The sequence below is a fragment of the Kitasatospora sp. NPDC049285 genome (assembly GCF_040678815.1).
Lineage (GTDB): Bacteria > Actinomycetota > Actinomycetes > Streptomycetales > Streptomycetaceae > Kitasatospora.
Genome location: NZ_JBFAQR010000036.1, coordinates 34,607 through 60,478, shown reverse-complemented (window position 1 = coordinate 60,478; position 25,872 = coordinate 34,607). Strand labels below are relative to the sequence as shown.

The 25,872-nt window shown below is 73.1% G+C and carries 16 protein-coding genes and 1 pseudogene; 6 read left to right on the top strand and 11 right to left on the bottom strand.

Annotated elements, in window-relative coordinates; translation table 11 throughout:
- The first annotated feature begins 269 nt into the window (after positions 1 to 269).
- On the top strand, positions 270 to 4,223 hold the full coding sequence (eccCa, locus tag AB0K51_RS22330) for a type VII secretion protein EccCa (protein ID WP_363458245.1): 3,954 nt from the start codon (positions 270 to 272) through the stop codon (positions 4,221 to 4,223).
- Positions 4,224 to 4,687: 464 nt separating this feature from the next.
- Complete coding sequence (locus AB0K51_RS22325) at positions 4,688 to 6,103, top strand: APC family permease (RefSeq protein WP_363458242.1); 1,416 nt, start codon at positions 4,688 to 4,690, stop codon at positions 6,101 to 6,103.
- Positions 6,104 to 6,193: 90 nt separating this feature from the next.
- Here the strand turns inward: AB0K51_RS22325 and mycP are convergent, their stop codons facing one another.
- The 4 genes from mycP to eccB all read right to left on the bottom strand — a co-directional run bounded on the left by mycP (position 6,194) and on the right by eccB (position 10,082).
- On the bottom strand, positions 6,194 to 7,507 hold the full coding sequence (mycP, locus tag AB0K51_RS22320) for a type VII secretion-associated serine protease mycosin (RefSeq protein ID WP_363458240.1): 1,314 nt from the start codon (positions 7,505 to 7,507) through the stop codon (positions 6,194 to 6,196).
- Positions 7,508 to 7,635: 128 nt separating this feature from the next.
- A complete protein-coding gene (locus AB0K51_RS22315) occupies positions 7,636 to 7,923 on the bottom strand; it encodes a WXG100 family type VII secretion target (protein ID WP_363458237.1) in 288 nt (95 codons plus the stop codon).
- Positions 7,924 to 8,014: 91 nt separating this feature from the next.
- Positions 8,015 to 8,317 (bottom strand): WXG100 family type VII secretion target, encoded by a 303-nt coding sequence (locus tag AB0K51_RS22310; RefSeq protein ID WP_363458235.1) that lies wholly within the window; start codon positions 8,315 to 8,317, stop codon positions 8,015 to 8,017.
- A 181-nt stretch (positions 8,318 to 8,498) separates the two neighbouring features.
- Entirely contained in the window at positions 8,499 to 10,082 is a 1,584-nt protein-coding gene (gene eccB, locus AB0K51_RS22305) for a type VII secretion protein EccB (RefSeq protein ID WP_363458232.1), read from the bottom strand.
- A 368-nt stretch (positions 10,083 to 10,450) separates the two neighbouring features.
- Between eccB and eccE the strand changes: the two genes are divergently transcribed.
- The 3 genes and pseudogenes from eccE to AB0K51_RS22290 form a co-directional block, all read left to right on the top strand.
- Positions 10,451 to 11,713: a type VII secretion protein EccE gene (gene eccE, locus AB0K51_RS22300; protein ID WP_363458229.1), complete on the top strand. Its 1,263-nt coding sequence runs from the start codon at positions 10,451 to 10,453 to the stop codon at positions 11,711 to 11,713.
- The gene (locus AB0K51_RS22295) at positions 11,713 to 12,474 is read left to right on the top strand and encodes a hypothetical protein (RefSeq protein WP_363458227.1); all 762 of its coding nucleotides are present in this window, start codon (positions 11,713 to 11,715) and stop codon (positions 12,472 to 12,474) included. Before eccE ends, AB0K51_RS22295 begins: the two co-directional genes overlap by 1 nt.
- Positions 12,475 to 12,814: 340 nt before the next feature.
- Positions 12,815 to 14,551, top strand: a pseudogene (locus AB0K51_RS22290) (MinD/ParA family protein); the annotation flags it as partial.
- Between the two features lie 81 nt (positions 14,552 to 14,632).
- On the opposite strand, the gene AB0K51_RS22285 reads toward AB0K51_RS22290, so the two are convergent.
- Both AB0K51_RS22285 and AB0K51_RS22280 read right to left on the bottom strand, forming a co-directional pair.
- Complete coding sequence (locus tag AB0K51_RS22285; RefSeq protein ID WP_363458224.1) at positions 14,633 to 15,577, bottom strand: bifunctional riboflavin kinase/FAD synthetase; 945 nt, start codon at positions 15,575 to 15,577, stop codon at positions 14,633 to 14,635.
- Between the two features lie 64 nt (positions 15,578 to 15,641).
- Positions 15,642 to 19,238: a hypothetical protein gene (locus tag AB0K51_RS22280; protein WP_363458222.1), complete on the bottom strand. Its 3,597-nt coding sequence runs from the start codon at positions 19,236 to 19,238 to the stop codon at positions 15,642 to 15,644.
- A gap of 349 nt (positions 19,239 to 19,587) precedes the next feature.
- Between AB0K51_RS22280 and AB0K51_RS22275 the strand changes: the two genes are divergently transcribed.
- Positions 19,588 to 20,106: a GNAT family N-acetyltransferase gene (locus tag AB0K51_RS22275; protein WP_363458219.1), complete on the top strand. Its 519-nt coding sequence runs from the start codon at positions 19,588 to 19,590 to the stop codon at positions 20,104 to 20,106.
- Between the two features lie 97 nt (positions 20,107 to 20,203).
- Here the strand turns inward: AB0K51_RS22275 and truB are convergent, their stop codons facing one another.
- The 5 genes from truB to infB form a co-directional block, all read right to left on the bottom strand.
- The gene (gene truB, locus AB0K51_RS22270; RefSeq protein WP_363458216.1) at positions 20,204 to 21,109 is read right to left on the bottom strand and encodes a tRNA pseudouridine(55) synthase TruB; all 906 of its coding nucleotides are present in this window, start codon (positions 21,107 to 21,109) and stop codon (positions 20,204 to 20,206) included.
- Positions 21,110 to 21,215: 106 nt separating this feature from the next.
- Positions 21,216 to 22,352, bottom strand: coding sequence for a bifunctional oligoribonuclease/PAP phosphatase NrnA (locus tag AB0K51_RS22265; protein ID WP_363458214.1), 1,137 nt, complete (start codon positions 22,350 to 22,352; stop codon positions 21,216 to 21,218).
- A gap of 2 nt (positions 22,353 to 22,354) precedes the next feature.
- Entirely contained in the window at positions 22,355 to 22,801 is a 447-nt protein-coding gene (gene rbfA / locus AB0K51_RS22260; RefSeq protein WP_363458211.1) for a 30S ribosome-binding factor RbfA, read from the bottom strand.
- Between the two features lie 140 nt (positions 22,802 to 22,941).
- Entirely contained in the window at positions 22,942 to 23,235 is a 294-nt protein-coding gene (locus AB0K51_RS22255; RefSeq protein ID WP_363458208.1) for a DUF503 domain-containing protein, read from the bottom strand.
- Positions 23,236 to 23,355: 120 nt separating this feature from the next.
- Positions 23,356 to 25,872 (bottom strand): translation initiation factor IF-2 (gene infB, locus AB0K51_RS22250; protein ID WP_363458205.1); only part of this gene is annotated, 2,517 nt, incomplete at its 5' end.

Sequence of the window (25,872 nt, the reverse complement as noted above, 5' to 3'; positions counted from 1 at the left end):
GTGAACGAACTTCATCGGCGCGCGCAGTAGGATCGGCCCCTGCGCACGGCGTACGGGGGCGGTGTCGAAGACGCGGCAGCCCCGCGCGCCTGCGGTCCGGCGGAGCGGGGGCGGCGTCATACGGGGCGCCCTCACCGTACGTATCCAGATGCGTGAGGGCGGATTGTGAGCGAGCGATGGGGGTGCCCCCGATCAAGTGCCCGGGATGGGCGCACCGTTGAGCACGGGGAGACGCGCGCTGCGGCTGCCTGCGAGGGCGGGGTGATCGCGTGAGCACGGTGACGGTCAAGCGTCCGCCGCGGGCGTTCCCGCCCCCGGTGTCGGACGAGGCGGTCGAGTTGGTGCCGCCGCCCGAGCTGCCCCGCGGGGGTGGCGAGGACTGGATGATGTCGCTGCTGCCGCTGCTCGGCATGGGCGGCTCGGCGGCGTTCTTCTTCTCGCCGGGTGCACAGGGCCCGATGAAGATGATGGGCGTCCTGATGGTGGCCTCCACCGCGGCGATGGCGGTGGCGCAGATCGTCAAGGCCCGCAAGGGCGGCAGCGCGGCCACCTCGGACGAGCGCCGGGACTACCTGAAGTACCTTCAGCAGAAGCGCCGCGAGGTGCGCCGCACGGCCGAACGGCAGCGCGGGGCGCTGCTGTTCACCCACCCGGACCCGGACCAGCTGTGGTCGATCGTGGCCGAGGGCCGCCGGTTGTGGGAGCGCCGTCCGACCGACTCCGACTTCGCGCAGATCCGGGTCGGCCTCGGCCCGCTGCAGCTGTCGACTCCGCTGGTGGCGCCGCAGACCGCGCCGATGGACGAGCTGGAGCCGCTGGCCGCGGAGGCGATGGGCACCTTCATCAAGACCCACGGCACGCTGCACGACCTGCCGCTGGCGGTGTCGCTGCGCGCCTTCTACCACATCACGGTCTGCGGCGACCCGGACTCGGTGTACGGCAACGTGCGCACGATGATCGCCCAGCTGGCCACCCTGCACTCCCCCGAGGACCTGATGATCGCGGTCGCGGCCGCGCCGGGTGCGGTGGAGGAGTGGGAGTGGACCAAGTGGCTGCCGCACACCCAGCACCGCAAGGAGAGCGACGGCGCCGGCACCCGGCGGCTGATCGCCACCGGGCTGGGCGAGTTGGAGGAGCTGCTGGCCAACGAGCTGGCCGGCCGCAAGGGCTTCTCCCGGGACAGCACGCCGAGCGCGGACCAGCCGCACCTGGTGGTCGTCATGGACGGCGCCTCGGTGCCAGCCGACTCGGTGATCGCCGGTCCCGAGGGCGTGCACGGCGTCACCGTGATCGAGGTCGTCCCGGGTGACCTGGACGAGCCGAACGGCCACCTGGTGATCACCGTCGGCAAGCACGAGCTGATGCTGGAGGCGGCGTCCGGGGCGAGCTACCCGGGCAAGCCGGACTTCCTGACCAGCTGGCAGTCCGAGGCGCTGGCCCGGCAGTTGGCCCCGTTCCGGGCCTCGGTGGGCGACGACGACGGCGACCCGTCGCTGGTGTCGATGGACTTCACCGAGATGATGCACACCGGCGACCCGGGCTCCTTCGACCCGGCCCGGCACTGGCGGCCGAAGCCGATCCGGGAGAAGCTGCGCGTCCCGCTGGGCGTCGGCAGCAACGGCGAGTACGTCTGGCTGGACCTCAAGGAAGCCTCGCTGGAGGGCATGGGCCCGCACGGCATGTGCGTCGGCGCGACCGGTTCCGGCAAGTCCGAGGTGCTGCGCACCATCGTGCTGGCGCTGGCGGTGACGCACTCCTCCGAGGTGCTGAACCTGGTCCTCGCGGACTTCAAGGGTGGTGCGACCTTCGCCGGCATGTCGGAGATGCCGCACACCGCGGCCGTGATCACCAACCTGGAGGGCGAGGCCACCCTGATCGACCGCATGCGCGATGCGATCGAGGGTGAGATGAACCGCCGTCAGGAGCTGCTGCGCGCGGCGGGCAACTACGCCAACATCAACGAGTACGAGCGGGCCCGCGCGGCCGGCGCGGCGCTCGACCCGCTGCCCTCGCTGCTGATGATCATCGACGAGTTCTCCGAACTCCTCACCGCCAAGCCGGACTTCATCGACCTGTTCATCCAGATCGGCCGGATCGGCCGTTCGCTGGGTATGCACATGCTGCTCGCCTCGCAGCGTCTGGAGGAGGGCAAGCTCCGCGGTCTGGACACCTTCCTGTCCTACCGGCTGGGTCTGCGCACCTTCTCGGCCGCCGAGTCGCGGGCCGCGATCGGCGTGCCGGACGCCTACCACCTGCCGCCGATCCCCGGCGTGGGCTACCTGAAGTTCGGCTCCGACGTGATGGAGCGGTTCCGGGCCGCGTACGTGTCCGGCCCGTACCGGCCGCCGGGCCAGGTGCGCGCGGTCGGCGGCCGGGTGGTCACCTCCCTGCCGGTGCTGTTCACCGCGGCCGAGGTCGCGGTGGTCGAGCCGGAGGTCGAGGAGGTGCCGGAGATCGTCGAGGAGGAGATCGACGACTCGCTGCTCGACACCATGCTGGACGTCTTCGTGGCGCGGATGATCGGCCAGGGCCCGCCGGCCCACCAGGTGTGGCTGCCGCCACTGGAGGAGCCGCCCTCCATGGACAGCCTGCTCACCACGCTGCAGGCCACCCCGGAGCGCGGTCTGACCGCGCCCGACTACGGCCGCCTGGGCAGCCTGATCGTCCCGGTCGGCATCGTCGACAAGCCGCGCGACCAGCGCCGCGACGTGATGTACCTGGACTACTCGGGTGCCGCGGGCCACGGCATGATCGTCGGCGGTCCGCTGTCCGGCAAGTCCACCCTGGTGCGCACCATCGTGGCCGGCTTCGCGATGACCCACACGCCGGTCGAGACGCAGTTCTACCTGCTCGACTTCGGCGGCGGCGGCTTCGGCTCACTGGCCGACCTGCCGCACGTCGGCGGGGTGGCGGGCCGACTGGACGTCGAGAAGGTCCGCCGCATGATCAGCGAGGTGCACGGCGTGCTCAACCGCCGTGAGGAGCTGTTCCGCAGCGCGGGGATCGACACCATCTCCACCTACCGCACCCGCCGGGCCAACGGGCAGCTGCCGGACGAGCAGTTCGGCGACGTGTTCCTGTTCATCGACGGCTGGATGATCTTCAAGCAGGAGTTCGAGGTCCTGGAGCCGGTGATCGCCGACATCGCCCAGCGCGGTCTCGGCTACGGCGTGCACGTGGTGATCACCGCGGCCCGCTACGCCGAGGTCCGCCCGGCGCTGAAGGACCTGCTGCAGAACCGCACCGAGCTGAAGCTCGGTGACGCGATGGAGTCCGAGGTCGACCGCAAGCTGTCCGCGGTGGTGCCGTCCGTCCCGGGTCGTGGTCTGACCTCCGGCAAGCTGCACTTCCTGTCCGGCCTGCCGCGGATCGACGGCAGCTCCAGCACCGAGGATCTGACGGACGGGGTCACCGACTTCGTCTCCCAGGTGAACGCGGCCTGGACCGGTCCGCGCGCCCCGCAGGTCCGCATGCTGCCGCAGGTGCTGGACGGCAACTCGCTGCCCAAGGGCTTCGAGCACCCCGAGCTGGGCGTCGCCTTCGGTGTCGACGAGGTCGAGCTGGCGCCGGTCTTCGTCAACTTCGAGACCGACCCGCTGTTCATCGTCTTCGGTGAGAGCGAGTCCGGTAAGTCGGCGATGCTGCGGATGCTGATCAAGCAGATCACCGACCGGTACACCCCGGACCAGGCCGGCATCGTGGTCGGCGACTTCCGCCGCTCGCTGCTGGGCGTGGTGCCGCCGGAGTACCTGGTGGAGTACGCCGCCGCGGCACCCGCCATGACGGCGATCGTGGACATGCTCCGCGGCGCCTGTGCACGCCGCCTGCCGGGACCGGACGTCACGCCGGAGCAGCTGCGCAACCGCAGCTGGTACAGCGGCAAGGACATGTTCGTGATCGTGGACGACTACGAGCTGGTCGCGACCCAGTCGGGCAACCCGATGGCGCCGCTGGCCGAGTTCCTGCCGTTCGCCCGCGACATCGGCCTGCGGGTGATCGTCGCCCGCAGCGCGGGCGGCGCCGGCCGCTCGCTGTTCGAGCCGGTGATGCAGCGCATGCGCGAGCTGGGCGGTCAGGGCCTGCTGCTCTCGGGTGACAAGGGTGAGGGCGCGCTGCTCGGCACGGTCAAGCCGCAGCCGCTGCCGCCGGGCCGTGGTGTGTTCGTCTCCCGCCGGATCGCGGCGGGCCAGATGGTGCAGACGGGCTGGCTGCCGACGCCGTAGTCGTCACTCGCAGTGGTCGCCGGGGCCGGGTTCCGACAAGGGACCCGGCCCTCTGGCATCTCAGGTGGCGGGCTGTGCCATAACGTTATCTTCCAATTTTCGAAGGCGACCTTCGAAACCCGTAGGCGGTCGGGGCCCCACGGGGCCCTCTTCGGCCCGCCCGCCCCGCTCCGGAGGCCGCCTTGGAATCGGAGTCGCGCAGATCACTTCACCTTCGATTCAAGCGCAGTTCATCCGAGTTGACACCACGGAAACATGCGCCATTCGCGCTCCGGGTCCGCATTCCGCAGGAGAAACCGCCTTCTCGCAACGGATTCCGCAGCTGATCCCGCGTTGACTGGGCCTGGCCACCCAGGCAACCTGGCGCATCGGGAGCGAAGCAGAACCAAACCCGCAGGACCGTGCTTCGGAGGCGATACCGCTCCCACCCCCCACATCGCAGCTCAGTGGATCGGATGCCCCCCATGACCGACACGCTTCCCCCGCAGGTCGCGAGCCCCTCCGGGGCCGCCGCGACGACGGACGGCCCGAAGAAGCTCGCCCGATCGCTGGGCGTCGTAGGCGGCACGCTGCTCACGCTCTCCTGCGTGACCCCGGCGTCCTCACTCTTCGTGATCGTCCCCGACCTGTTCAGCAGCATCGGCACCTACACGGCACTGGCCATCGCCATCGGCTCGCTGATCTGCATCGCGGTGGCGTTCTGCTACTCCGAGCTCGGCACCCTGGTGCCCTCGGCGGGCGGCGAGTACGCCATGGTCGGCACCCTGGCGGGGAAGTTCGCGGGCTGGCTGGTCTTCATCCAGTCGCTGATCGTCGTGATGATCGTGCCGTCGATCATCGCCATGGGCACCGCTGACTACCTGGAACCGATCATCCACGTCGACCCGAAGATCGCGGGTGCCGTGGTGATGCTGGCGGCCACCGTGGCCGGCCTGCTGGACCTGCGCGCCAACGCCTGGATCACCGGCATCTTCCTGGTGCTCGAGGTCATCGCCTGCGCCGTGGTGTCCTTCCTCGGCTTCGGTCACGGCCAGCGGGGCGTCAGCAGCCTGGTGCACGGCGTGGTCGCCGACTCGAGCGGTGCCACCTCCTCCGTCGGCTTCTTCGGCAGCGTCGGCATCGTGGCCGCGATGGGCACCGCGCTCTTCGTCACCCAGGGCTTCTCCACCGCCATCTACCTCTCCGAGGAGCTGGAGAACCCGCGCCGGAACGTCGCCCGCACCGTGCTGTGGACCCTGGGCCTGTCGGTCGCGATCATCCTGATCCCGGTCATCGCGATCACCTTCGGCGCCCCCGACCTGACCGCGCTCTCCGCCGGCAACATCTCCGACCTGGTGATCGGCTGGAGCAACACCGGCGTCGGCACCTTCATCAGCCTCTGCATCGCGCTGGCGATCATCAACGCCGGCATCGTCATGGTGATCCAGAACTCCCGCGTGCTGTACGCCTCCGGCCGTGACAAGGCCTGGCCGGAGCCGGTCAACAAGGCCTTCGGCACCCTGAACAAGTTCAGCGCCCCGTGGATCTCCACCCTGGCGGTCGGCGTCCCCGGCGCGGTGCTCTGCTTCGTGCCGCAGGACATGCTGACCAACATCACCGGTGTCGCGGTCGCCGCGCTCTACCTGCTGGTCGCCGTCGCCGCGCTGTTCTCCCGCCGCGGCCACCACAAGGACGCGCCGGCCTGGCGCCAGCCGCTGTGGCCCGCGCTGCCGATCGTGCTGATCGTGGTGCTCGGCTACACCCTCTTCCAGCTGGACGTCACCGCGCTGTGGTGGACCCTGGGCATCACCGTCGCCGCCAGCCTCTACTGGGTGTTCTACCTGCGTCCCCGGCAGGAGACCCGCTGGGTCATCACCCTCCCCGAGGACGAGCGGGTCTGACCCCCGCAGGCCGCTCCCCCGGCCCCCGTCGGCTCCCATGCCGACGGGGGCCGCCCCGTTCCCGGGCCCGGCCCCCGTCCGGGGTTGCGTCTACTCGTGCTGCCCGCGGCGCCGGCGCATGTCCCGGCTGACGATCGCGCCGCCCGCCAGGCCCGCCACCACCAGGGCGCCCGCGCCGAGCACGAAGGTGCCGGTGCGCCGGTCCCGGTCGGCCTGGGTCTCCGCCAGGCCGAGCGGCTGCGCCACCAGCGGCATGCTGTCCAGCTTCACCGGGGCGTCAGCGTGCGGCGACTCGCTGGGCCCGGTCACCACGCTGGACTCCACCGCCTTCACCGGGTCGACCACGCCCCAGCCGATGAACTTGTTCCGGTCCCGCTCGTTGCGCTGCGCGGTCTGCTCGATCCGGGTGCGGATCTGCTGCGCGGTCCAGTGCGGGTACGCGCCCTTGAGGATCGCCGCCAGCCCGCTCACGTACGGCGCGGAGAAGCTGGTGCCGTTGTCGGTGCACTGGCCGCCCTTCGGGACGGTGGAGAGCATGTCGACGCCCGGCGCGGCCACGTCCACGAAGTCGCCGTACTGCGAGAACGGCGCGCGCTCGTTGTTGCGGTCGGAGGCGCCGACAGCGAGCACCGTGTCGTAGGAGGCCGGGTAGGTGAGACCCTCGTTGCCGTCGTTGCCGGAGGAGGCGACCACCACGACGTTCTCGTTCTCGGCGCGGGTCAGGATGTCCTCCAGCTCCTTCTGGTGGTCGAAGGCCTTGCCCTCCTCGACCCGGACGTCCTGGGAGATGTTGATGACCTGGACATGCGTGTCGAGCGCTATCTTGATCGCGTCGACCAGCGTGCCGACGTCGCCGTTGCCCTCCGCGTCGTTCTGCCGGATCGACAGGATCTGCGCGTCCTTGGCCAGACCGACGAAGCCGACGCCGTCCATCGGGGAAGCCGCGATGATTCCCGCGACCTTGGTGCCGTGGCCGACCGGGTCGTCGAGGCCGGTGCCCTCGATCACCGCGCCGTTCTGACGGTTCTTCAGCAGGCTGCCACCGTTCTGGACCTTGCCGGCCAGCTGCGGGTTGACGGCGTCCACGCCGGTGTCGATCACCGCGACCAGCACCGGCTTGCCGGTCTCGGCGTTCCTGCCGGTGCGCGGATGGTCCTTGTCCGGGCCCTTCCACAGCTCGTCCAGGAAGACCCGCTGCAGCGCCCACGGCTTGCTCTTCACGTTCTCCGCGGGGAACTTGCAGTCGCCGGCCGCGGCGATCGAGATCGGCGACCACTGCTGGGCCCCGCTCGACGGCGAGGGGGACGGCGAGGGCTCCGCGTACGCCGGGACGGTTGCGGCCGAGCCGACCACCCCGAGCACCAGCAGCACCGCGCCCGCCCGGCGCAACGATCCTGACGACACCTGCACTCCACCCCTCAGTTCCACCCGTGTGATCAGCGCGCGCCCCGTGTCACGCGCGCAGGGCGGGCGCCCGAGTGGACGCCCGCCCTGTTGTGTCGAGCGCTACCGCGCCGACCAGCGAACCGCGATCAGCTCCAGATCTGCGAGTTCTGGTTCTCGGTCTGCTGGTAGCTCTGCGCGGCGTTGTCCAGCGCGGAGGCGATCTGGCCCAGGACCTGCTGCAGGTCGGCGGCCTTGGCGTCCCACTGCGCCTGGCGGGCCTGGTAACCCTGCTGCGCGGCGCCTTCCCAGGTGTTGGCGATGCGCTGCACGCCGGACTTCAGGTCGTCGAGCTGCGACTGGATGCGCGAGGCGGTCTGCCGCACCTCGGAGCCCGCGTTCTGGATCGTACCGAAACTAACTTGGATCTCGGCCATGTGACTCTCCCTCTCGATGGATACGCGGCCAACCCCCGTGGAGGCCGCGAGTTGACGGCTAAGGAACCGTGTGACGACAGCGAGACCGGCGTCAGCCGCCGATGCCGCCGACCGCCGAGGCCTGCTCCTCTTCGGTCATCGAGTAGAGCTTGGTGGTCGCCTCGATCGCCTGGCGGATCTCGTCGAGCACCTTGTTCAGCGCGGACGCGTCGTCGTTCACCCGGGTCTGCATCTGCTGGTAGGCGGTGGCAGCCGCGCCCTTCCAGCTTCCGGAGATCTCCGACACCAGGTTGTTGAGACGCGAGATCTCACCCTGGACCTGAGCGTTGACCTCACCGATGCGGTTCGCGAAGGCCGTCATCTCCTCCGCGGTCGTCTTGAACTGACCAGCCATGATGATCCACCGTCCCCCATGAGACAGACATCGTCCGAACGTCCTGTGGGGAACGTCCGTACGGGCACCACGGTGTGGTGCTCTGTAGCACTGTAACGGCCAAGTGCTGCTCACCCAACACCGGGTAGCGGGTAGTTACCAGACCATGACACTGAACTCCCGCACGGCCGTTGACGGTCCGTCAGGCGTTCTGCGCCTGAACTGCGGTGTTGGTGTTGAGCACCGGCCCGGCGGGCACCAGGTCGGTCCACTTCTTCGACACCTGGACGGCCGTCACGGACTTGTAGCCCAGTCGCGCCTGGGACTCGTTGGCGCTCTTCTTGTCGCCGCCCTGCGGGTCGGCCGGGGCCTGACTGGCCGTCTGGCCGTTGCCGCCGTCGGCGTTGGCGGGCAGCGAGTAGCGCAGTCCGGCGTCGGTGATCAGGAAGTCGCTGCCGGAGCTCGCGGCGGCGTCCGGGGTGAGGGTGTCGCCCTCCATCGCCCGGAACAGTAGGCCGTGACCCGCCGTCACGTGGGCGGTGGAGGCGCCCGGGTTGACCTGCGCCGGGTACTCGGTGTGCGCCCACACCGAGCGCTTGATGTTGCCGTGGTCGTCGTAGCCGTTGAACGTCGAGCAGATCACCGTACGGGCCTTGTCACCGATGTTGACCGCGGGCGACGCCACCTGGGGCAGCTTCTTGTCCACGTCCATCATCGACTTCTCGATCTTCGACTGGAGCCGGTTGTTGTCGGCCGGGCTCATCTCGGCGTAGACCGGCACGGCCTGGTTGTAGGCGACCGCCTCGGCCGGGTCGAGGCGGATCAACTCGGCCTGGAACGGGGTGATCTGGAACAGCTTGTTCAGGCCCACCACGTAGTAGCTGTCCTGGAACTTCAGCAGTCGGCCGACCTTCTCCTCGGCGTCCTGGGACAGGTCCACCGAGGACTTCACCACCTGGGTGCTCTTGAAGTCGGGGATGTCCGGGAAGCCGATCGGCTCGCCGTCCGCCAGGGTGTCCAGCCACTCCTTGGTGACCTGCTGCGGCTTCGAGTCCTGCTTGAACAGCGCCGTCTCCAGCGCCGCCCGCTCACGCTCGGAGGTGTCCAGGCGGCCGACCGCGTGCTTCCTGCCCTGGCCGTCGACCAGGTACACCGAGCCCGGGTGACCGGCCTCCTGGGGTCCCTGGACGAACAACGACTGACCGTCGCCCACCAGCCGGTCGGCCTGGGTGAGCGTCTTGGCCTCGTCGTCCGCGGCGATGAACACCGACTGGCTGACGTTGGCCTGGGTGTTCCCCTCACCGAGCTTGTCGCACACCGACCAGAGCTTGGCCTTGCCCGCGTCGTCCGGCTTGGGCAGCCGGTCCGGGGCGTAGGGGATGCCGATGGTCGCACCGTGGTGCGGGTACTTGTCCAGTACGTCGTCGGCGACGATCTGCACCGGCGCGTCGGCCTGCAGCACCAGCCGCGCCGAGGACATGTTGAGCACCTGGTGCAGGTAGCCGACGCCCTTCTCGTCCTTGAGCATCACGTACCGGGTGGTCGAGGTCTTGCCCTGGAGGATCGCCTTGCCGCTGTCCCACCCGGGCGGGGCGCTCGGCTTGAGCACCCCCCACATGCCGAATCCCGCCACCAGTACGGCCGCCACCACGAAGCTCGGCAGCACCGCGCGGACCGGGCGCGGCGCGTCCTCGTCGTTGCCCCCGCCACTCGGCTGCAGGAAGGCGCCGACCATCCGCTTGCGAGCGAAGGTGTAGGCGTTCAGCTCGTCCCGGCGTGATGCCATGCTCGTCCCCGTCTCCCCTGTACGACCCGTCCCTGCGGGTCTCAACACGCTTGTCCCGTCCGTGAGTCTGCCACCCGGCGGGCACTCGGTGCGGTCAACCCTCTACGATGCGGCAGCAGACGGTGAGTACGGTAACGGGTAGGGTCCGTCGGTCCACCAACCGGGCCGCCGAACGCGCCGTCCGGCCCGACACCCGGGTCGGCACGGGGATCTGACGAGAGATCTGCAGCAGAGAGAGGGCAAATCGGGGGATGCCAAGCCAGTCCGCTCCAGCACGACGCTCCACCTCGCACGGCCGGAGGCCGGACGCCTCGGGCGGACGTCGGGCGCGCACCGCCCCGGCGGCCGTCCCGACCGGCCCGGTCGGGATGAGGCTGCTGCCCAGGCCCGGCCTGCTCGGCCGCCGCCTGGAACTCCAGCAGATCGTCCAACTCGAGGTCGCCGCCGCCCTGGTGGCGGTCGGATGGACGATCAGCACGATGATGGCGATGGTCTTCGCGGTGCCCGCCGCGGTGCTGACCGTGATCGCCCTGCTGCGGCTCGGCGGGCGCACCGCCGGCGACGCGGTGGGCGTCCGCTCCACGTACAACTCCCGCCGCCGGGAAGCGAAGTACAACGTCCCGCCGCCCGGCACCGACCCGGCGCTGGCGCCGGTGATGGAGCTGGAGCCGGCCCTGCGGACGTACACCCACGCGACCGAGACCGACCTCGGCGACGGCCGTCCGCTGCGCCGGGAGACCGGCATGGTCGGCGACGGCACCTTCCTCACCTCGGTGCTGCTGGTGCAGGCCAAGGACCAGCCGCTGCGCCCGAGCCGGGCCGCCTCGCCGCTGCCGCTGGACCTGATCTGCTCGGCGCTGCAGGTCGACGACATCACGCTGGAGTCGGTGCAGCTGGTGCAGCACACCCAGCCCGCGCCGGCGCCGCACCTGCCCGAGCACTCGCTGGCCTCCCGCGGGTACCAGCAGGTGCCCGGCGGTGTGCACACCCCCGGGCTGCGGCTGACCTGGGTCGCGCTGAAGCTCGACCCGGAGCGCGCCGCCACCGCCGTGCTGGCCCGCGGCGGCGGCGAGGAGGGCGCCCGCAAGACCCTGCAGCGGGTCACCGACCAGCTGGCCGGGCGGCTGAACAGCGCCGGCTTCACCGCGACCGTGCTGGACGAGCGGGAGTTGATCGCGGCGCTGGCCATCTCGGTCTGCGCCAACCCGATGGCGGTGGCCGGCCGGCAGGGCTCCGGCGGCGGCGGGGTCGGCGCGCGCCGGGCCCAGGAGTCGGCGAAGTTCTGCCGGATCGACGACCGCTGGCACACCACCTTCTGGGTCTCCAAGTGGCCGACGCTGTCCCGGCCCGGCGGCGGGAACGGCCGGATCGCCGCGCCGGAGCTGGTCAACCAGCTCACCGGCACCCCGGCGTTCGCCTCCACCTTCTCGGTCACCGCCAGCCAGGCACTGGGCGGTTCGGTGGCGCTCAGCGGCCACGTCCGGCTGACCGGCCGCAGCGAGAGCGAGGTCGCGCAGGTGGGCCGCCTGGTGGAGTCCCGCGCCCAGCAGACCGGTACCTCGCTGACCCGCCTCGACCTGGAGCACGCCCCCGGGCTGCTCGCCACGCTGCCCCTGGGAGGGACCGCCTGATGGCCTACCAGACCTACCACGGCCAGTCCCCGCAGCCGGTCGAGCAGTCCCGTACCCCCCGCATCCGCCCGGGCTTCGGCCTGCGCGGCCCGCGCCGGGAGAAGCACGTCCTGCCGGTCGAGGACCTCGCCGCGCTGTCCTTCCCGGTCGGCGACGACGGCGTGGTCATCGGCATGGACCAGCAGCAACAGCCCGCGGTGATGGGCCTGTTCCGGCCGTCCGCGTACGAGGTGGTGCTGGTCGGCGGCATGTGGACGGCGCAGCTGATCGCCCTGCGGGCCGCCGCCACGGGGGCGCGGATCGCGGTGGAGACCGGCCGTCCGCAGGCCTGGGCGCCGATGGCGCAGGCCGCGGGCGGCGGGCAGCCGTGCGTGACGGTCCACCAGGTGGGCCGGCTCGGAGCGCAGGGCGCCTCGGTGGCGTCGCCCGTTCTGGTGGTGCGCGACCTGGGCGCCCGTCCCTCCCGCAGCCGGCTGTCGGCGACGCCGTGGCAGACCACGCTGACCGTGCTGCCGTACCTGGGCCCGAACGCCAACCGGGTGCTGAACGCCGCGGACCTGGTGGGCCTGCAGCGGGTCTCCCCGCAGGAGGCGGAACTGGTCGGGCGGCTGTTCTCGCTGGGCCCCGGCGACATCACCACGCTGCCGACGCTGCCGGACAACGTCACGCTGTGGGCGACCCGGATGCGCCGCCAGTACGTGATGACCAACCAGGGCGAGGCCGAGACCCAGGTCCTGGGCGGCCCGCGCCGCATGGACTGACCGGGTACGGCCCTTTCGGGCCGCACCGAACCGCCGTGAGGTCGGGCACCGCCTTCAGTGCGGGCCCGCTCACGGCCTAGTCTTGTTGCCCGAAGGCAACCGCCGGAGCAGCTTCGGCGAGAACGAGGGAGCCCAAGTGAGCAGCGATCGGGACGGCGTCTACGTCGGCGACAACGCGGCCGAGGACGACGAGGACTGGTCCGACGCGCCGGATTACACTCCCCCGTCCTGGTACACCCAGAGCGCTGCCCCGGGCACCGGTGCGCCCCAGGCCGCGCCACCGCAGCAGCAGGCCGCCCCGCCGCAGGTGCCGCAGCAGCAGGCCGCGCCGCAGCAGGTGCCGCCGACCCCGCCGGTCGCCGAGTCCGCCCCGCAGCCCGCCCCGCCCGTGCCGGACACGGCCCAGCCGCCGGTGCCGCAACCCGTGCCGGACGCCGGGCAGCCGCCGGTGCCGCAGCCGGTCCCGAACGCGGGTCCGCCGGTGCCGCCGCCCGCGGACCCGGCCCAGCCGCCGGTGCCGCAGCCCGTGCCGGAGCAGAACGCCCAGGCGCAGTCCGGCGGCGCGGTGCCGCCGGTGCCGGTGCCGCCCTCCGAGCAGACCGTGCAGCAGGTGCCGCCGCAGCAGCAGCCGTACCCGCAGCAGCAGGCCCCGCAGCCCTACCCCCCGCAGAACCCGCAGCAGCAGCCCTGGCCGCCGCAGCAGCAGCCGTACCCGCAGCAGCAGGCCCCGCAGCCCTACCCCCCGCAGAACCCGCAGCAGCAGCCCTGGCCGCCGCAGCAGCCGGTCGACCCGCGGGCGGGCGGCTGGCCGCCGCCGCAGCAGCAGCAGCCGCAGTACCCGCAGCCCGGTCCGCACAACGCTCCGCAGGCGCCGGCCCAGTTCCAGCAGGGCGGCCCGGGGCCGACCGCGCACGGCGCGGCGCTGGGCTACACCGCCGCGGTGGAGCTCTCCTCGGACCGGCTGCTGCGCGGCCAGCCGAAGGCGCAGAAGCAGCCGCGTTTCCAGTTCGGCGGCAAGGCGGCGCAGGCCGACAAGGCGCAGAAGCTGGAGCTGATCCGGCAGCCGGTGATGTCCTGCTACCGGATCGCGGTGATCAGCCTCAAGGGCGGCGTCGGTAAGACCACGACCACCACCTCGCTGGGCGCGACGCTGGCCAGCGAGCGGCAGGACAAGGTCATCGCGATCGACGCCAACCCGGACGCGGGCACCCTGGGCCGCCGGATCAAGCGGCAGACCGGTGCGACCATCCGCGACCTGGTGACGGCGATCCCGCACATCCGCAGCTACATGGACATCCGTCAGTTCACCTCGCAGGACCCGAACTCGGGCCTGGAGATCGTGGCGAACGACGTCGACCCGGCGGTCTCCACCACCTTCGACGACTCGGACTACCGGCAGGTGATCCAGGCGCTCGGCCAGCACTACCCGATCATCCTGACCGACTCCGGCACCGGCCTGCTGTACTCGGCGATGCGCGGGGTGCTGGACCTGGCGGACCAGCTGATCGTGGTGGCCACGCCCAGCGTGGACGGCGCCAGCAGTGCCTCCACCACGCTGGACTGGCTCTCCGCGCACGGCTACGCGGACCTGGTGCAGCGGTCGATCACGGTGGTCTCCGGGGTGCGCGAGACCAGCAAGATGATCAAGGTCGAGGACATCGTGGCGCACTTCCAGACCCGCTGCCGCGGCGTCGTGGTGGTGCCGTTCGACGAGAGCCTGGCGGCCGGCGCCGAGGTCAACCTGGCGATGATGCGGCCCAAGGTGCGCGAGGCGTACTTCGAGCTGGCGGCGCTGGTCGGCGAGGACATCGCCCGGGCCCAGCACCAGGCCGGCTGGCAGGCCCAGCAGAACTGGCAGCAGCAGCAGCCCCAGCAGCAGCCGTACCCCCCGCAGGGCGGGTACCCGCAGCAGGGCGGCTACCCGGCGCCCGGCCAGCCGTGGCAGCAGCAGCCGCCGCAGCAGTACCCGCAGCAGGGCGGCTACCCGCAGCAGGCCCCGCCGCCCGGCTACGGGTACCCGCCGCCGCAGGAGCAGCCGCCGCCGGGCTACGGCTACCCGCCGCCGCACCAGGGCTGACCGGCACGACGAAGCCGCCCGCGGAGCTCAGGCTCCGCGGGCGGCTTCGTGCTTGACGGTGGATCGGGATCCGACGACGGGTCAGGCCTGGTCGGTGAGTTCGCGGGCGCGCTTCACGTCGTCGGCCATCCGCTCCAGCAGCGCGTCGATGGAGTCGAACTTCTCCATCCCGCGCAGCCAGGCCAGGAAGTCCACGGCGACGTGCTGGCCGTACAGGTCGAGGCCGACCCGGTCGATGGCGTACGCCTCCACGGTGCGGGCGGTGCCGTCGAAGGTCGGGTTGGTGCCGACCGAGATCGCGGCGGGCATCCGCTCGCCGTCGGCGGTCAGCCAGCCCGCGTACACGCCGTCGGCGGGGATCGCCGAGTGCGCGACGGTGTCCACGTTGGCGGTGGGGAAGCCGAGTTCACGTCCGCGCTGGGCGCCGCGGACCACCTCGCCCTCGACCCGGTGCGGACGGCCGAGGATCTCCGCGACGCCGGCCATGTCGCCGGCCGCGACCAGCCGGCGGCACAGGCTGGAGGAGAACGGCTCGCCGTCCCCGGCCGCGCCGCGCACCTGCAGGTCGACCACCTCGACGTCGAAGTCGGCGCTCCGGCCGATCTCGGCGAGCAGCGCGACGTTGCCCGCCGCCTTGTGCCCGAACCGGAAGTTGGGGCCCTCCACCACCGTCTTCGCGCGCAGCGCGTCGACCAGCACCGACTGCACGAAGAACTCCGGCGACTCCTTGGAGAACTCGGCGGTGAACGGCAGCACCAGCACCGCGTCCACCCCGAGCTGCTCGACCAGTTCGGCCCGGCGCGGCTGCGGCGCCAGCAGCGGCGGGTGGCTGCCCGGCCGGACCACCTCGCTCGGGTGCGGGTCGAAGGTGACCACCACGGACTTCGCGCCGAGTGCGCGGGCCCGCTCCACCACCCGGTTGATGATCAACTGGTGGCCGCGGTGGACCCCGTCGAACGATCCGATGGTGACGACGCTGCGTCCCCAGTCCCCCGGGATCTCCTCCAGGCCACGCCAGCGCTGCACCCTGACCGCTCCTTGTTCCTATGGTGTGCACCGCCGGTGCACTCGAACAACCAAACCTGAACCCCTATAGCGTGCCATGCGCCCGCCCCTGCCTAGGCACCGGAAGGCCCCCGGTGTGACCGGTCAGACCGCCGGCCGGTCGATCCACCTGCCGTTCCGCCTCCGCGGCGGCGTACTGCGGGTCCCGGCCGGCCGCGGTGAGCGCCCGCATCCGGGTCAGCCGCGGGCCGTCGGGCGGCGGCGGGGCGTCCGGCGGCCAGTCGGCCAGCAGCCGGGCGAAGCCCGCGTACCGGCCCGCGCAGTGCACCAGCGCGGCGTCCGCGGCGGGCCAGCGCCCGGCGATCCGGCGCAGCAGCTCGTACAGCCGTCCCGGCTGGTACCCGGCGTGCCCGGCGGCCAGCGCGGTCACCACGGCGTCCAGCACCTGCGGGTCGCGCTCGGCGGCCAGCAGGGTGTCCAGCAGCCGTTCCCGGCTCGCGCCCGGCGCGGCCAGCACCGGCGCGAAGTGCGCCCGCGCTGCCGGTTCGGCGGCCAGCACCGCCGACAGCAGCGGGCGGCCGTCCCGGCCCGCGGCCAGCAGCCGGTCCAGGTAGTCGGCGATCTGCCGGGCCCGCTCGGGGCGTTCGCGCAGCAGATCGGCGGCGAACAGCACGCCCGAGCGCACCACCGCCGGGTCCGCCGCCCCGTCCAGCACCCGCAGGCCGTCCCCGACCCGCGCCCCCGGTACCGCCAGCCGTTCCCGCACCGCGGACAGCACCTGAGCGGTGTGCTCCTCCACCAGCTCCCCCAGCACCTGCTCGGTCAGGAACGGGTCGCCCGCCCGGTACGCGGCCAGCGCCGCCTCCAGGTGCTCCGCGCGGCCCTGCGGGTCCCGGACCAGCAGCGCCAGCGCCGCGCCGTGCAGCCCCGGTTCGTCCTCCCGGGCCAGCAGGGTCCGCGCCGCCAGCCGCAGCAGCTTCGCCCCCGACCCGCTGGCGTACGGCGCCGCGCGCAGCGCGTGCACCGCCGCCGCCACGTGCCGCTCCGGGCGCGGGTCGTGGCTCCACCGGTCCACGGCCCGGCACAGCGCCGACGGCTCGCGTTCGGCGAGCCGGCCGAGCAGCCGGTCGGCGCGCGGCTGTGCCACCCCGACCAGAGCCTCCGTCAGTTCGTCCAGCGCCAGCGCCCGGTGCTCGTACAGCAGCTCGTCCGCGAGGTCCGCCACGGCCGGCTCGGGGTGCTCGTACCACCGGCACACCAGCGGCACCACGCGCCGCGGATCGGCCGTGAGCAGCTCCGCGGCCACCGCGCGGAACACCTCGCCGCGGCCCGCCCCCGCCGCGAGGCGGCCCAGCAGGGCCACCCGCTCCGCGGCGGGCAGCGGCAGCCCCGCCCAGAAGGCCGACCCGAACCGCTCGTCCCGCCCGGCCCGCTCCGCCAGCAGCCCCAACAGCTCGTCGTGGACCGCCGGTTCCGGGCTCCCCGCCACGCCCGCGACCAGCAGCCGCCCGGCCCACCAGTCCACCTCCCCGCCCGGCTCCGCCCGCTCCAGCGCCCGCCGGATCCGGTGCAGCCACACGTCCAGCGCGGCCGCCCCCCGCGCCACCCCCACCCGCCGCAGCGCCCCCGCCACCACCCCGACCCGCCCGCGCCCGACGCCCCCGACGCCGCCCTGACGGACGGTCACCTCCGGCGCGGCGACCACACCCGGGGACGGCTCCGGGGACGGCTCCCGCGACTCGCCGACCGGCCCGTCCGCGTCCGCGTCCGCGTCCGGCGGTACGGTCGCGACCCGCCCGTCGGACTCGCCCGCGCTCCCCGCGCCGCCACCGCCCGCCTCCGCTCCCCGCTCGCCGGTCCTCTCGCCGTCCTCCGTCCCCTCCTCCAGTACCAGGCGCAGCGCCGCGTCCAGGTCCAGGTGCAGGCTCTGCAGCCACTCGCCCCACTCCTCGTGGCCCACCCGATGTCCGGCGCCCGCCGGGACCAGCACGCGTTCCTCGCGGACCGCCCGCGCCCAGCCGCCCGCCGCCGGGAACAGGCGGTCGAACTCCTCTGCGGGCAGCGCCCCGTCGCCCGCGCCGAGCATCAGCCGGGCGGCCTCGTGCAGGCGGCCCGCGGCGACCGCCGCGAGTCGCCGGACCTGGCGGGGGTCGGCGCCGGGTGGCACGGGGTCGCCGCGGCGGTGGCGGCGCTGGCCGCCGGGGGTGAGCGCGACCCGGCGGGCGATCGCCAGGCAGGCCAGGTCCAGCCAGCCGCCGAAGAGTTCGGGCCGGTCGGCGACCGGGCCGCGGGCGCCGGCGGTGCGCAGGTCGCCGGCCAGCCGCAGCGCCAGCGGGTGGCCGCGGTCCGCGTCGGCCAGGTAGTCCTCCGGCAGGCCGTAGCGGCGTCCGGCGCGGGTCGCCGCGTCGTCGGTGAGCGGGCCGAGCCACAGCGCCCGGGCGGCGGTGCGCCAGGGGCCGAGTTGGTCCCAGCCGTCCGGCCGGCAGGCGACCAGGGCGCGGGTGCGGTTCTCGCCCAGCCAGTCCAGTCCGGCGGCCAGCCAGCGCGCCGAGAGCGCGAGCGGCGCCTCCTCCGGCCCGTCCAGGATCACCAGCAGCGACCGCCCGGCTTCCGCGCAGAGTTCGGCGAGCTCGCCGGGTTCGACCGCGGGTACGCCCAGGACGCCCGCCGCGACGGCGAGTTGGCGGCGCAGCGTGTCGCCGAGCGAGCGGTCCCCGGCGGCCAGGTCGGCGCCCCGCAGCCAGACCGTCGGCAGCGGGTGCGGCCCGCCCGCGCGGCGGACGGCGAGCGCGGCGAGTTCGGTGGTGCGGCCGCTGCCGCTGTCGCCGAGCAGCGCGGTCAGGGTGTCCTGCGGCTCCTCGCCGCTCAGGCCGTCCGGGCGGTCGACCCGGTCCGCGGCGAGGTCGGCGATCCGCCCGGGCCCGGCCACCGCGCGCTCCAGCTGGACGGCGGCCAGCCGCAGCGCCCCGCCCAGGTTGAGTGCCCGCCCGAAGGCCGGCGCCGCGGCCGCGTTGCGCACCAGCAGCCTCCCCAGCAGCACGCCGTCCGACTCCCCGCCGTCCGACTCCCCGCCACCTGACTGATCGTCATCACGCGCTCCCGGGCGCGGCCCCGCGTCCTGCCGGCTCAGCGGGACGGCCGCCACTCCGCGCCCTCCGGCCACCATCCGCGCCCGGGGGGCGATGACGGCGAACACCGCCCCGGTCTCGGCGTCCAGCACCGGCGCCCCGGCGGGCGGCGTCACGGGCAGGTCGAGCAGCAGCACCCCGGGGACGGGGCGGGCCGCGGCGCCGTCGCCGAAGGCGCCGGTCTCCCGGCCGCCGACGCTGCCCTGGACCAGGACCGGCGCGCCGTCCTCCCAGCGCTGGTGCGCCACCGCCACCTGCCGGGCGGAGGTGTCGCGTGCGATCGGGAGGGCAGGGCCCGGGACCCCGCCGACGGCGGCCGTGCGCAGCAGCGCGAGGCCCCGCGCGGGCAGCAGGTCGACGCTCTCCGGGCCGAGCACCCGGGACTGGCCGCCGGGCGTGTGCAGGACCACCCTGGGCAGTCCGGCCACCGCCTCGTGCGCGGTGACCACGGTGCCGTGCCGATCGGCGACGAACCCCAGCCCGCACAGCCGCCCGTGCAGGTCCCGGATGCGCAGCAGCGCCTGCGTCGGGTCCACCGCGAAGCCGTCGCCCATCCGCCCAGTCCTCCCGCAGGGCCGCGCGCGGGCCCTCCCGGAGCCGCGTACGGCCGCCGTACACGCCGCGGTCAGCTTGCCCCCCACCGCCCCCACGGCACCTCGCACGCCCCATTCACCACACCCGTTCACCTCGCGCGCCCCTGCCCGGCCGCCACGAGCCGTCCGGACGCCCGGTGCGCCCGGACGGGCGGGCGGCCCTGACGACCCGTCGGCGCGAAGGGCCGGACGCCGACGAACGGCTGCCGACACTCCCCGACACCCGACGGCCCGCGTGCGGGCCCGGTCCAGCGCCACCCCCGCGCAATCCGCTCGCCCGGCCCGCACCGCCCTGCCAGACTCGACCGCCATGGACGTACGCCTGGAACCCTGGTCCGACGCCCACCTCGACCTGCTGCTCCGCATCAACACCCCGCTGATGCGCCGGCACGTCGGCGGCCCGGAGACCCCCGCGCAGGTGCGGGAGCGGCACCGCCGCTACCTCGGACTCCCGGCGCTCGGCGGCACGATGTTCGCGGTCCTCGCCGATGGCGCCGAGGCCGGGTCGATCGCCTACCACCGGCGCGAGTGGCAGGGCGCGGAGATCTACGAGACCGGCTGGAACGTGCTGCCCGACTTCCAGGGCCGCGGAGTGGCCCTGGCCGCCGGTCGCGCCCTGCTCGCCGAGCTGCGCGCCGCCGTCGCGGCGGACCCGGCCGCGCCGGGCGTGCTGCACGCCTTCCCCGCCGTCGACAACGCCCCGTCCAACGCCCTCTGCGCCCGCCTGGACTTCGACAACGCCGGCCCCTGCGCGTTCGAGTACCCGCGGGGTTCGGGCCGGTTCCTGCACAGCAACGACTGGCGCCTGCCGCTGCGACCCGAAAGCTGACAGACCGAGCGCTGACGGACCGGGAGCTAACGGACCGGGAGCTAACGGACCGAGCGCTGGCAGACCGAGCGCTGGCGGACCGAGCGCTGACGGACCGTCAGCCGACGAAGACCGCGACCGGCTTGGCCTTGCCCTCGCTCTCCTCGATCAGCGCGAGGAACTTCCCGTCCGGGTCGAAGACCGCGATCGGGCCGTCCACGCCGAGGCCGGGGGCGGCCAGCCGCATGCCGTTGGAGAGCAGCCGGGCCTGCTCGGCGTCGACGTCCCAGCGCGGGAAGGCGGCCGCCGCGGCCTCGGCGATCGGCAGCACCTCGAGCTTCTCCTCCAGCTGCTCCAGGGTGCGCGCCGACTCGACCGAGTACGGCCCCACCTTGGTGCGCCGCAGCGCGGTCAGGTGGCCGCCGACGCCGAGCGCCGCGCCCAGGTCCCGGGCCAGCGCCCGGATGTACGTGCCGGAGGAGCACTCCACGGTGACGTCCAGGTCGAGCACCGGGGTGCCGTCCTCGGCGACCGCGGCCCGCGACTCGTGCACCGTGAAGGAGTACACCGTGGTCGGCCGCGCGGCCAGCTCGAAGTCCTCGCCCTCGCGCACCCGCGCGTACGACCGCTTCCCGTCGATCTTGATCGCGCTGACCTTCGACGGCACCTGCATGATCTCGCCGGTGAGCGCCGCGATCCCGTCGTCGACCGCCTCCCGCGACACCCCGTCGGCGGGGGTCGAGGCGGTGACCTCGCCCTCGCGGTCGTCGGTGACCGTGGTCTGGCCGAGCCGGACGGTCGCCTCGTAGGTCTTGGCGGTGAGCATCAGGTGGCCGAGCAGCCGGGTGGCCCGCTCGACGCCGATCACCAGCACGCCGGTCGCCATCGGGTCGAGGGTGCCGGCGTGGCCGACCTTCCGGGTACCGGCCAGCCAGCGGAGCTTGGCGACCACCCCGTGCGAGGTGATGCCCTCCGGCTTGTCGACGATGACCAGCCCGTCCGGGCCCGTCCCTTTACGCTTCATCGCTTCATTCCCGTTCCACCGCCCGTGCGGCCCGACCGGCCGAACCGCACGAGCCTAGCGCGCACGCCGCACCGCCCGTGCCGCCCGCGACCCGGACCGGCCCGGGCTACGCCTGCGGCGCCGCCTCGGCGAGCGCCACCCGGAACCGCTCCACGGTCTCCTCGACGCCGTCCCGGGTACTGAACCCGGCCGCGTACACGTGCCCGCCGCCACCGAGCCGGGCACACGCCGCGGCGACGTCCACCGCGCCCTTGGAACGGCAGGAGCCACGCAGCGTGCCGTCCGGGTCCTGCTTGAGCACCAGCGCCACCTCCGCCTCGGCGGGGCGCCGCAGCACGTCGATCAGGCCCTCGATCTCCTCCACCGTGACGCCGAACAGCGCCAGGTCCTGGTACGGCACCCAGGTCCACACCAGCCCGCGCCCGCCGGCCTCCTCCGGTTCGAAGGCGGCCCGCTCCAGCGCCCCGGCCAGCACCTTGAGGTAGCCGAACGAGGAGGTGTCCCAGAGCTGACGGGAGATCAGGTCGTGCCGGATCCCGGTGGCCAGCATCCGCCCGGCCATCTCGTGGGTGGCGGGCGTGGTCGCCCGGTACTTGAACGAGCCGGTGTCGGTGGCGATGCCGGTGTACAGGCAGGCGGCGATCTCCTGGTCCAGCGGGACCCGCAGCCGACGCAGCAGCTCGTCGACCAGCACCGCGGTGGCCGGCGCACCGGGGTCGATCAGCCGGACGGTGCCGAAGCCGGGGTTGGAGGCGTGGTGGTCGAAGACCACCAGCGCGCCGGCCGCGAAGGCCTTGTCGCGCAGCAGCCCGAGCCGCTCCTCCGAGGCGGCGTCGAAGCCGAGCACCAGCTCGGGCCGGTCGGGCACCGCGGCGGCCGGCACGATCAGCTCCTGCCCGGGCAGGAAGGACAGCGACTCGGGGATCACCTGCGGGTCGTCGCCGAACGACACCCGCACCCGCTTCCCCAGGCCCCGCAGCGCCAGCCCGGCGGCCAGCGCCGAACCGAGCGCGTCGCCGTCCGGGCAGATGTGGCAGACCAGGTCGATCTCCTCGGCCCGCGCGATCAGGGCCAGCGCGCGCTGCCACTCCGGCTCGAACGCGCTCGGCGCGGCCGCGCCCGGCTCCGGTTCGGATTCGGGCGATGACTCGCTGCGAGGCCCCGGAAGCACCGCGAGGGCGGTCTCCACCTCAACGGTGGAGACCGCCCTCGCGGCGCCGGACCCGGCCGGCTCCCCGGCCATGGTCACTCGTCCTCGTCGGCGTCGCGCTCGGCGCCCGGCGTCCGGTACGGGTCGGACTCGCCGGCGAACGTCGCCCCGGCGGCGGCCGTGCGGACCGCGGCGTCGGACAGCCGCGCCTTGTCCAGCAGGTCGTCGATGTTCCGGGCGTTGTCCGGCAGCGCGTCCGCGACGAAGGTCAGCGTCGGGGTGAAGCGCACCCCGGTCTGCTTGCCGACCTCCGAGCGCAGGATGCCCTTGGCGCTCTCCAGCGCCGCGGCGCTGGACTCCCGCTCGGTCTCGTCGCCGTAGACGGTGTAGAAGACGGTGGCCTCGCGCAGGTCACCGGTCACCCGTGCGTCGGTGATGGTGACGTACCCGAGTCGCGGGTCCTTGATCCGGCGTTGCAGGGTCTCCGCCACGACCACCTGGATGCGGTCGGCGAGCTTGCGCGCCCGTGCGGTGTCGGTCACTGTGCCTCCTCGTGCAGTAGGCGCGGTACCCGGGTCATGACCTCACCCGGTGGGGCCCACTCCCCAACGTACCCGCCCGCGCCCAGCCTTGTGGGCGCTCTCGGTCCTGTTGCGGGTGTGATGGTGCTGACTCCCGCAGGTCAGTCGTCGTCGTGGTGGAAGCGCCTCCGTGCGGAGAGCAGCATCACCTCGGGGCGGCCGGCGACGAGCCGCTCACAGCTGTCCAGGATCTCGGTGACGTACCCGGCGTCGCCGGACACCACCGCACAGCCGATCTCGGCCCTGCGGTGCAGATCCTGGTTCCCGACTTCCGCTGCGCACACGCTGTACTTGCGCTGCAGCTCGGCCACGATGGGCCGCACGATCGAGCGCTTCTCCTTCAACGAGTGAACGTCGCCGAGGAGCAGGTCGAAGGTGAGAGTTCCTACGAACATGCGTGACAGGCCTGGCCGGCCTGGGGGCCTAGAAGGATTCCCGACTGGCAGGAACCCTAACAGCGCGGCCGGGGCCGGTCGACGGGATAATCCCGCCGACCGACCCCGCCTGATCAGCCGTTACGCGCGCGGCTTCTCCCGCATCTCGTAGGTCTCGATGACATCGTCGACCTTGATGTCGTTGAACGAGCCCAGGGTGACACCGGCCTCGAAGCCCTCGCGGACCTCGGTCGCGTCGTCCTTGAACCGTCGCAGACCCTCGATGTTGAGGTTCTCCGCCACGACCTTGCCGTCGCGCAGCAGGCGCGCCTTGGTGTTGCGGCGGATGATGCCCTCGCGGACGAGCACACCGGCGATGTTGCCGAACTTGGAGGAGCGGAACACCTCGCGGATCTCCGCGGAGCCGAGGCGCACCTCCTCGTACTCCGGCTTGAGCAGGCCCTTGAGCGCGGCCTCGATCTCCTCGATCGCCTGGTAGATGACCGAGTAGTACCGGATGTCGACGCCCTCGCGCTCGGCCGCGGTACGCGCACGGCCTTCGGCGCGCACGTTGAAGCCGATGATGATGGCGTCCGAGCCCATCGCCAGGTCCACGTCGGACTCGGTGATGGCACCCACACCGCGGTGCAGGACCCGGAGCTCGACCTCCTCGCCCACGTCGAGCTTGACGAGGGCGTCCTCGAGGGCTTCGACGGAACCGGAGACGTCACCCTTGATGATGAGGTTGAGCTTCTCGATGTTGCCGGCGGCCAGCGCGGCCTCGAAGCCCTCCAGCGACACGCGGACGCGGCGCTGGGCCATCGAGGCGTTGCGGTCGCGGGCGGCGCGCTTCTCGGCGATCTGACGGGCGGTGCGGTCCTCGTCGACGACGATGAAGCTGTCGCCGGCGCGCGGCACCGAGGTCAGACCGAGCAGCAGCACCGGACGGGACGGGCCGGCCTCGGTGAGGCTGTTGCCGTTCTCGTCCAGCATCGCGCGGACGCGGCCGTAGGAGTCGCCGACCACGATCGAGTCGCCGACCCGCAGGGTGCCGCGCTGGACGAGCAGCGTCGCCATGGCGCCGCGGCCCTTGTCCAGGTGCGCCTCGATCGCGATGCCCTGCGCGTCCTGCTCCGGGTTGGCCCGGAGGTCGAGCGAGGCGTCCGCGGTCAGGACCACGGCCTCCAGCAGTTCCTCGATGTTGAGGCCCTGGCGGGCGGAGATGTCGACGAACATGGTGTCGCCGCCGTACTCCTCGGCCACCAGACCGAACTCGGTCAGCTGACCGCGGACCTTGGTCGGGTCAGCGCCCTCGACGTCGATCTTGTTGACCGCGACCACGATCGGCACACCCGCGGCCTTGGCGTGGTTGAGCGCCTCGACCGTCTGCGGCATGACACCGTCGTTGGCCGCGACCACCAGGATCGCGATGTCGGTGGACTTGGCACCACGGGCACGCATGGCGGAGAACGCCTCGTGACCCGGGGTGTCGAGGAAGGTGATCGGGCGCTGCTCGCCGTTCACCTCGGTGACCACCTGGTAGGCACCGATGTGCTGGGTGATGCCGCCGGCCTCGCCCGCGACCACGTTGGTCTTGCGGATCGCGTCCAGCAGTCGGGTCTTACCGTGGTCGACGTGACCCATGACGGTCACCACCGGCGGACGCGGGGCGAGCATCTCCTCGTCGCCCTCGTCGACGCCGAAGTCGATGTCGAACGACTCCAGCAGCTCACGGTCCTCGTCGTCCCGGCTGACGATCTCCAGCACGAAGCCCATCTCGTCCGCCAGCAGCTGCAGCGTGGCGTCGGAGACCGACTGGGTGGCGGTGACCATCTCACCGAGGTTGAACATCACCGAGACGAGCGCGGCCGGGTTGGCGTTGATCTTCTCCGCGAAGTCCGTCAGCGACGCACCGCGCGACAGGCGAACGGTCGAACCGTTGCCGCGCGGCAGCATCACACCGCCGACGGACGGGGCCTGCATGGCCTCGTACTCCTGGCGCTTCGCACGCTTCGACTTGCGACCGCGCGCCGGACGGCCGCCGGGGCCGCGACCGAACGCACCCTGCGTGCCACCACGGGCACCCGGGCCACCGGGACGACCGCCGAAGCCGCCGCCACCACCGGGACGGCCACCGCCGCCACCGAAGCCACCGCCGCCGCCGGCACCCGCGCCACCCGGACGCGGACCGCCGAAGCCGCCGCCACCGGCCGGACGCGAGCCCGGACCGGCCGGACGGCCCTGGAAGCCGGGACGAGCGCCACCCGGAGCACCCGGACGGGCACCCGGGCCACCGCCCGGACGCGGACCCGGACGCGGGCCCGGACCGGCCGGACGCTGCGGCATCATGCCGGGGTTCGGACGGGGCATGCCGGACGGGCTCGGAGCACCCGGGCGCGGACCGGCCGGACGGGGCATCCCGTCGGGACGCGGCGCGCCGGCGCCGGGAGCACCACCGGGACGCGGGGCGCCGCCACCGGGACGGGGACCGCGCTCACCGGCCGGGGCACCGCCCGGACGGGGACCACGCTCGCCACCCGGAGCACCACCCGGACGCGGAGCACCGGGACGCGGGGCGCCGCCACCGGGACGGGGACCGCGCTCACCGGCCGGGGCACCGCCCGGACGGGGACCACGCTCGCCACCCGGAGCACCACC

Excerpts from the sequence above, each read along its gene's own strand:
- AB0K51_RS22325 (WP_363458242.1), top strand. The coding sequence starts at position 4,688 with ATGACCGACACGCTTCCCCCGCAGGTCGCGAGCCCCTCCGGGGCCGCC.
- AB0K51_RS22315 (WP_363458237.1), bottom strand. The coding sequence starts at position 7,923 with ATGGCCGAGATCCAAGTTAGTTTCGGTACGATCCAGAACGCGGGCTCC.
- AB0K51_RS22310 (WP_363458235.1), bottom strand. The coding sequence starts at position 8,317 with ATGGCTGGTCAGTTCAAGACGACCGCGGAGGAGATGACGGCCTTCGCG.
- eccB (WP_363458232.1), bottom strand. The coding sequence starts at position 10,082 with ATGGCATCACGCCGGGACGAGCTGAACGCCTACACCTTCGCTCGCAAG.
- eccE (WP_363458229.1), top strand. The coding sequence starts at position 10,451 with ATGAGGCTGCTGCCCAGGCCCGGCCTGCTCGGCCGCCGCCTGGAACTC.
- AB0K51_RS22295 (WP_363458227.1), top strand. The coding sequence starts at position 11,713 with ATGGCCTACCAGACCTACCACGGCCAGTCCCCGCAGCCGGTCGAGCAG.
- AB0K51_RS22280 (WP_363458222.1), bottom strand. The coding sequence starts at position 19,238 with ATGGGCGACGGCTTCGCGGTGGACCCGACGCAGGCGCTGCTGCGCATC.
- AB0K51_RS22275 (WP_363458219.1), top strand. The coding sequence starts at position 19,588 with ATGGACGTACGCCTGGAACCCTGGTCCGACGCCCACCTCGACCTGCTG.
- truB (WP_363458216.1), bottom strand. The coding sequence starts at position 21,109 with ATGAAGCGTAAAGGGACGGGCCCGGACGGGCTGGTCATCGTCGACAAG.
- AB0K51_RS22265 (WP_363458214.1), bottom strand. The coding sequence starts at position 22,352 with ATGGCCGGGGAGCCGGCCGGGTCCGGCGCCGCGAGGGCGGTCTCCACC.
- AB0K51_RS22255 (WP_363458208.1), bottom strand. The coding sequence starts at position 23,235 with ATGTTCGTAGGAACTCTCACCTTCGACCTGCTCCTCGGCGACGTTCAC.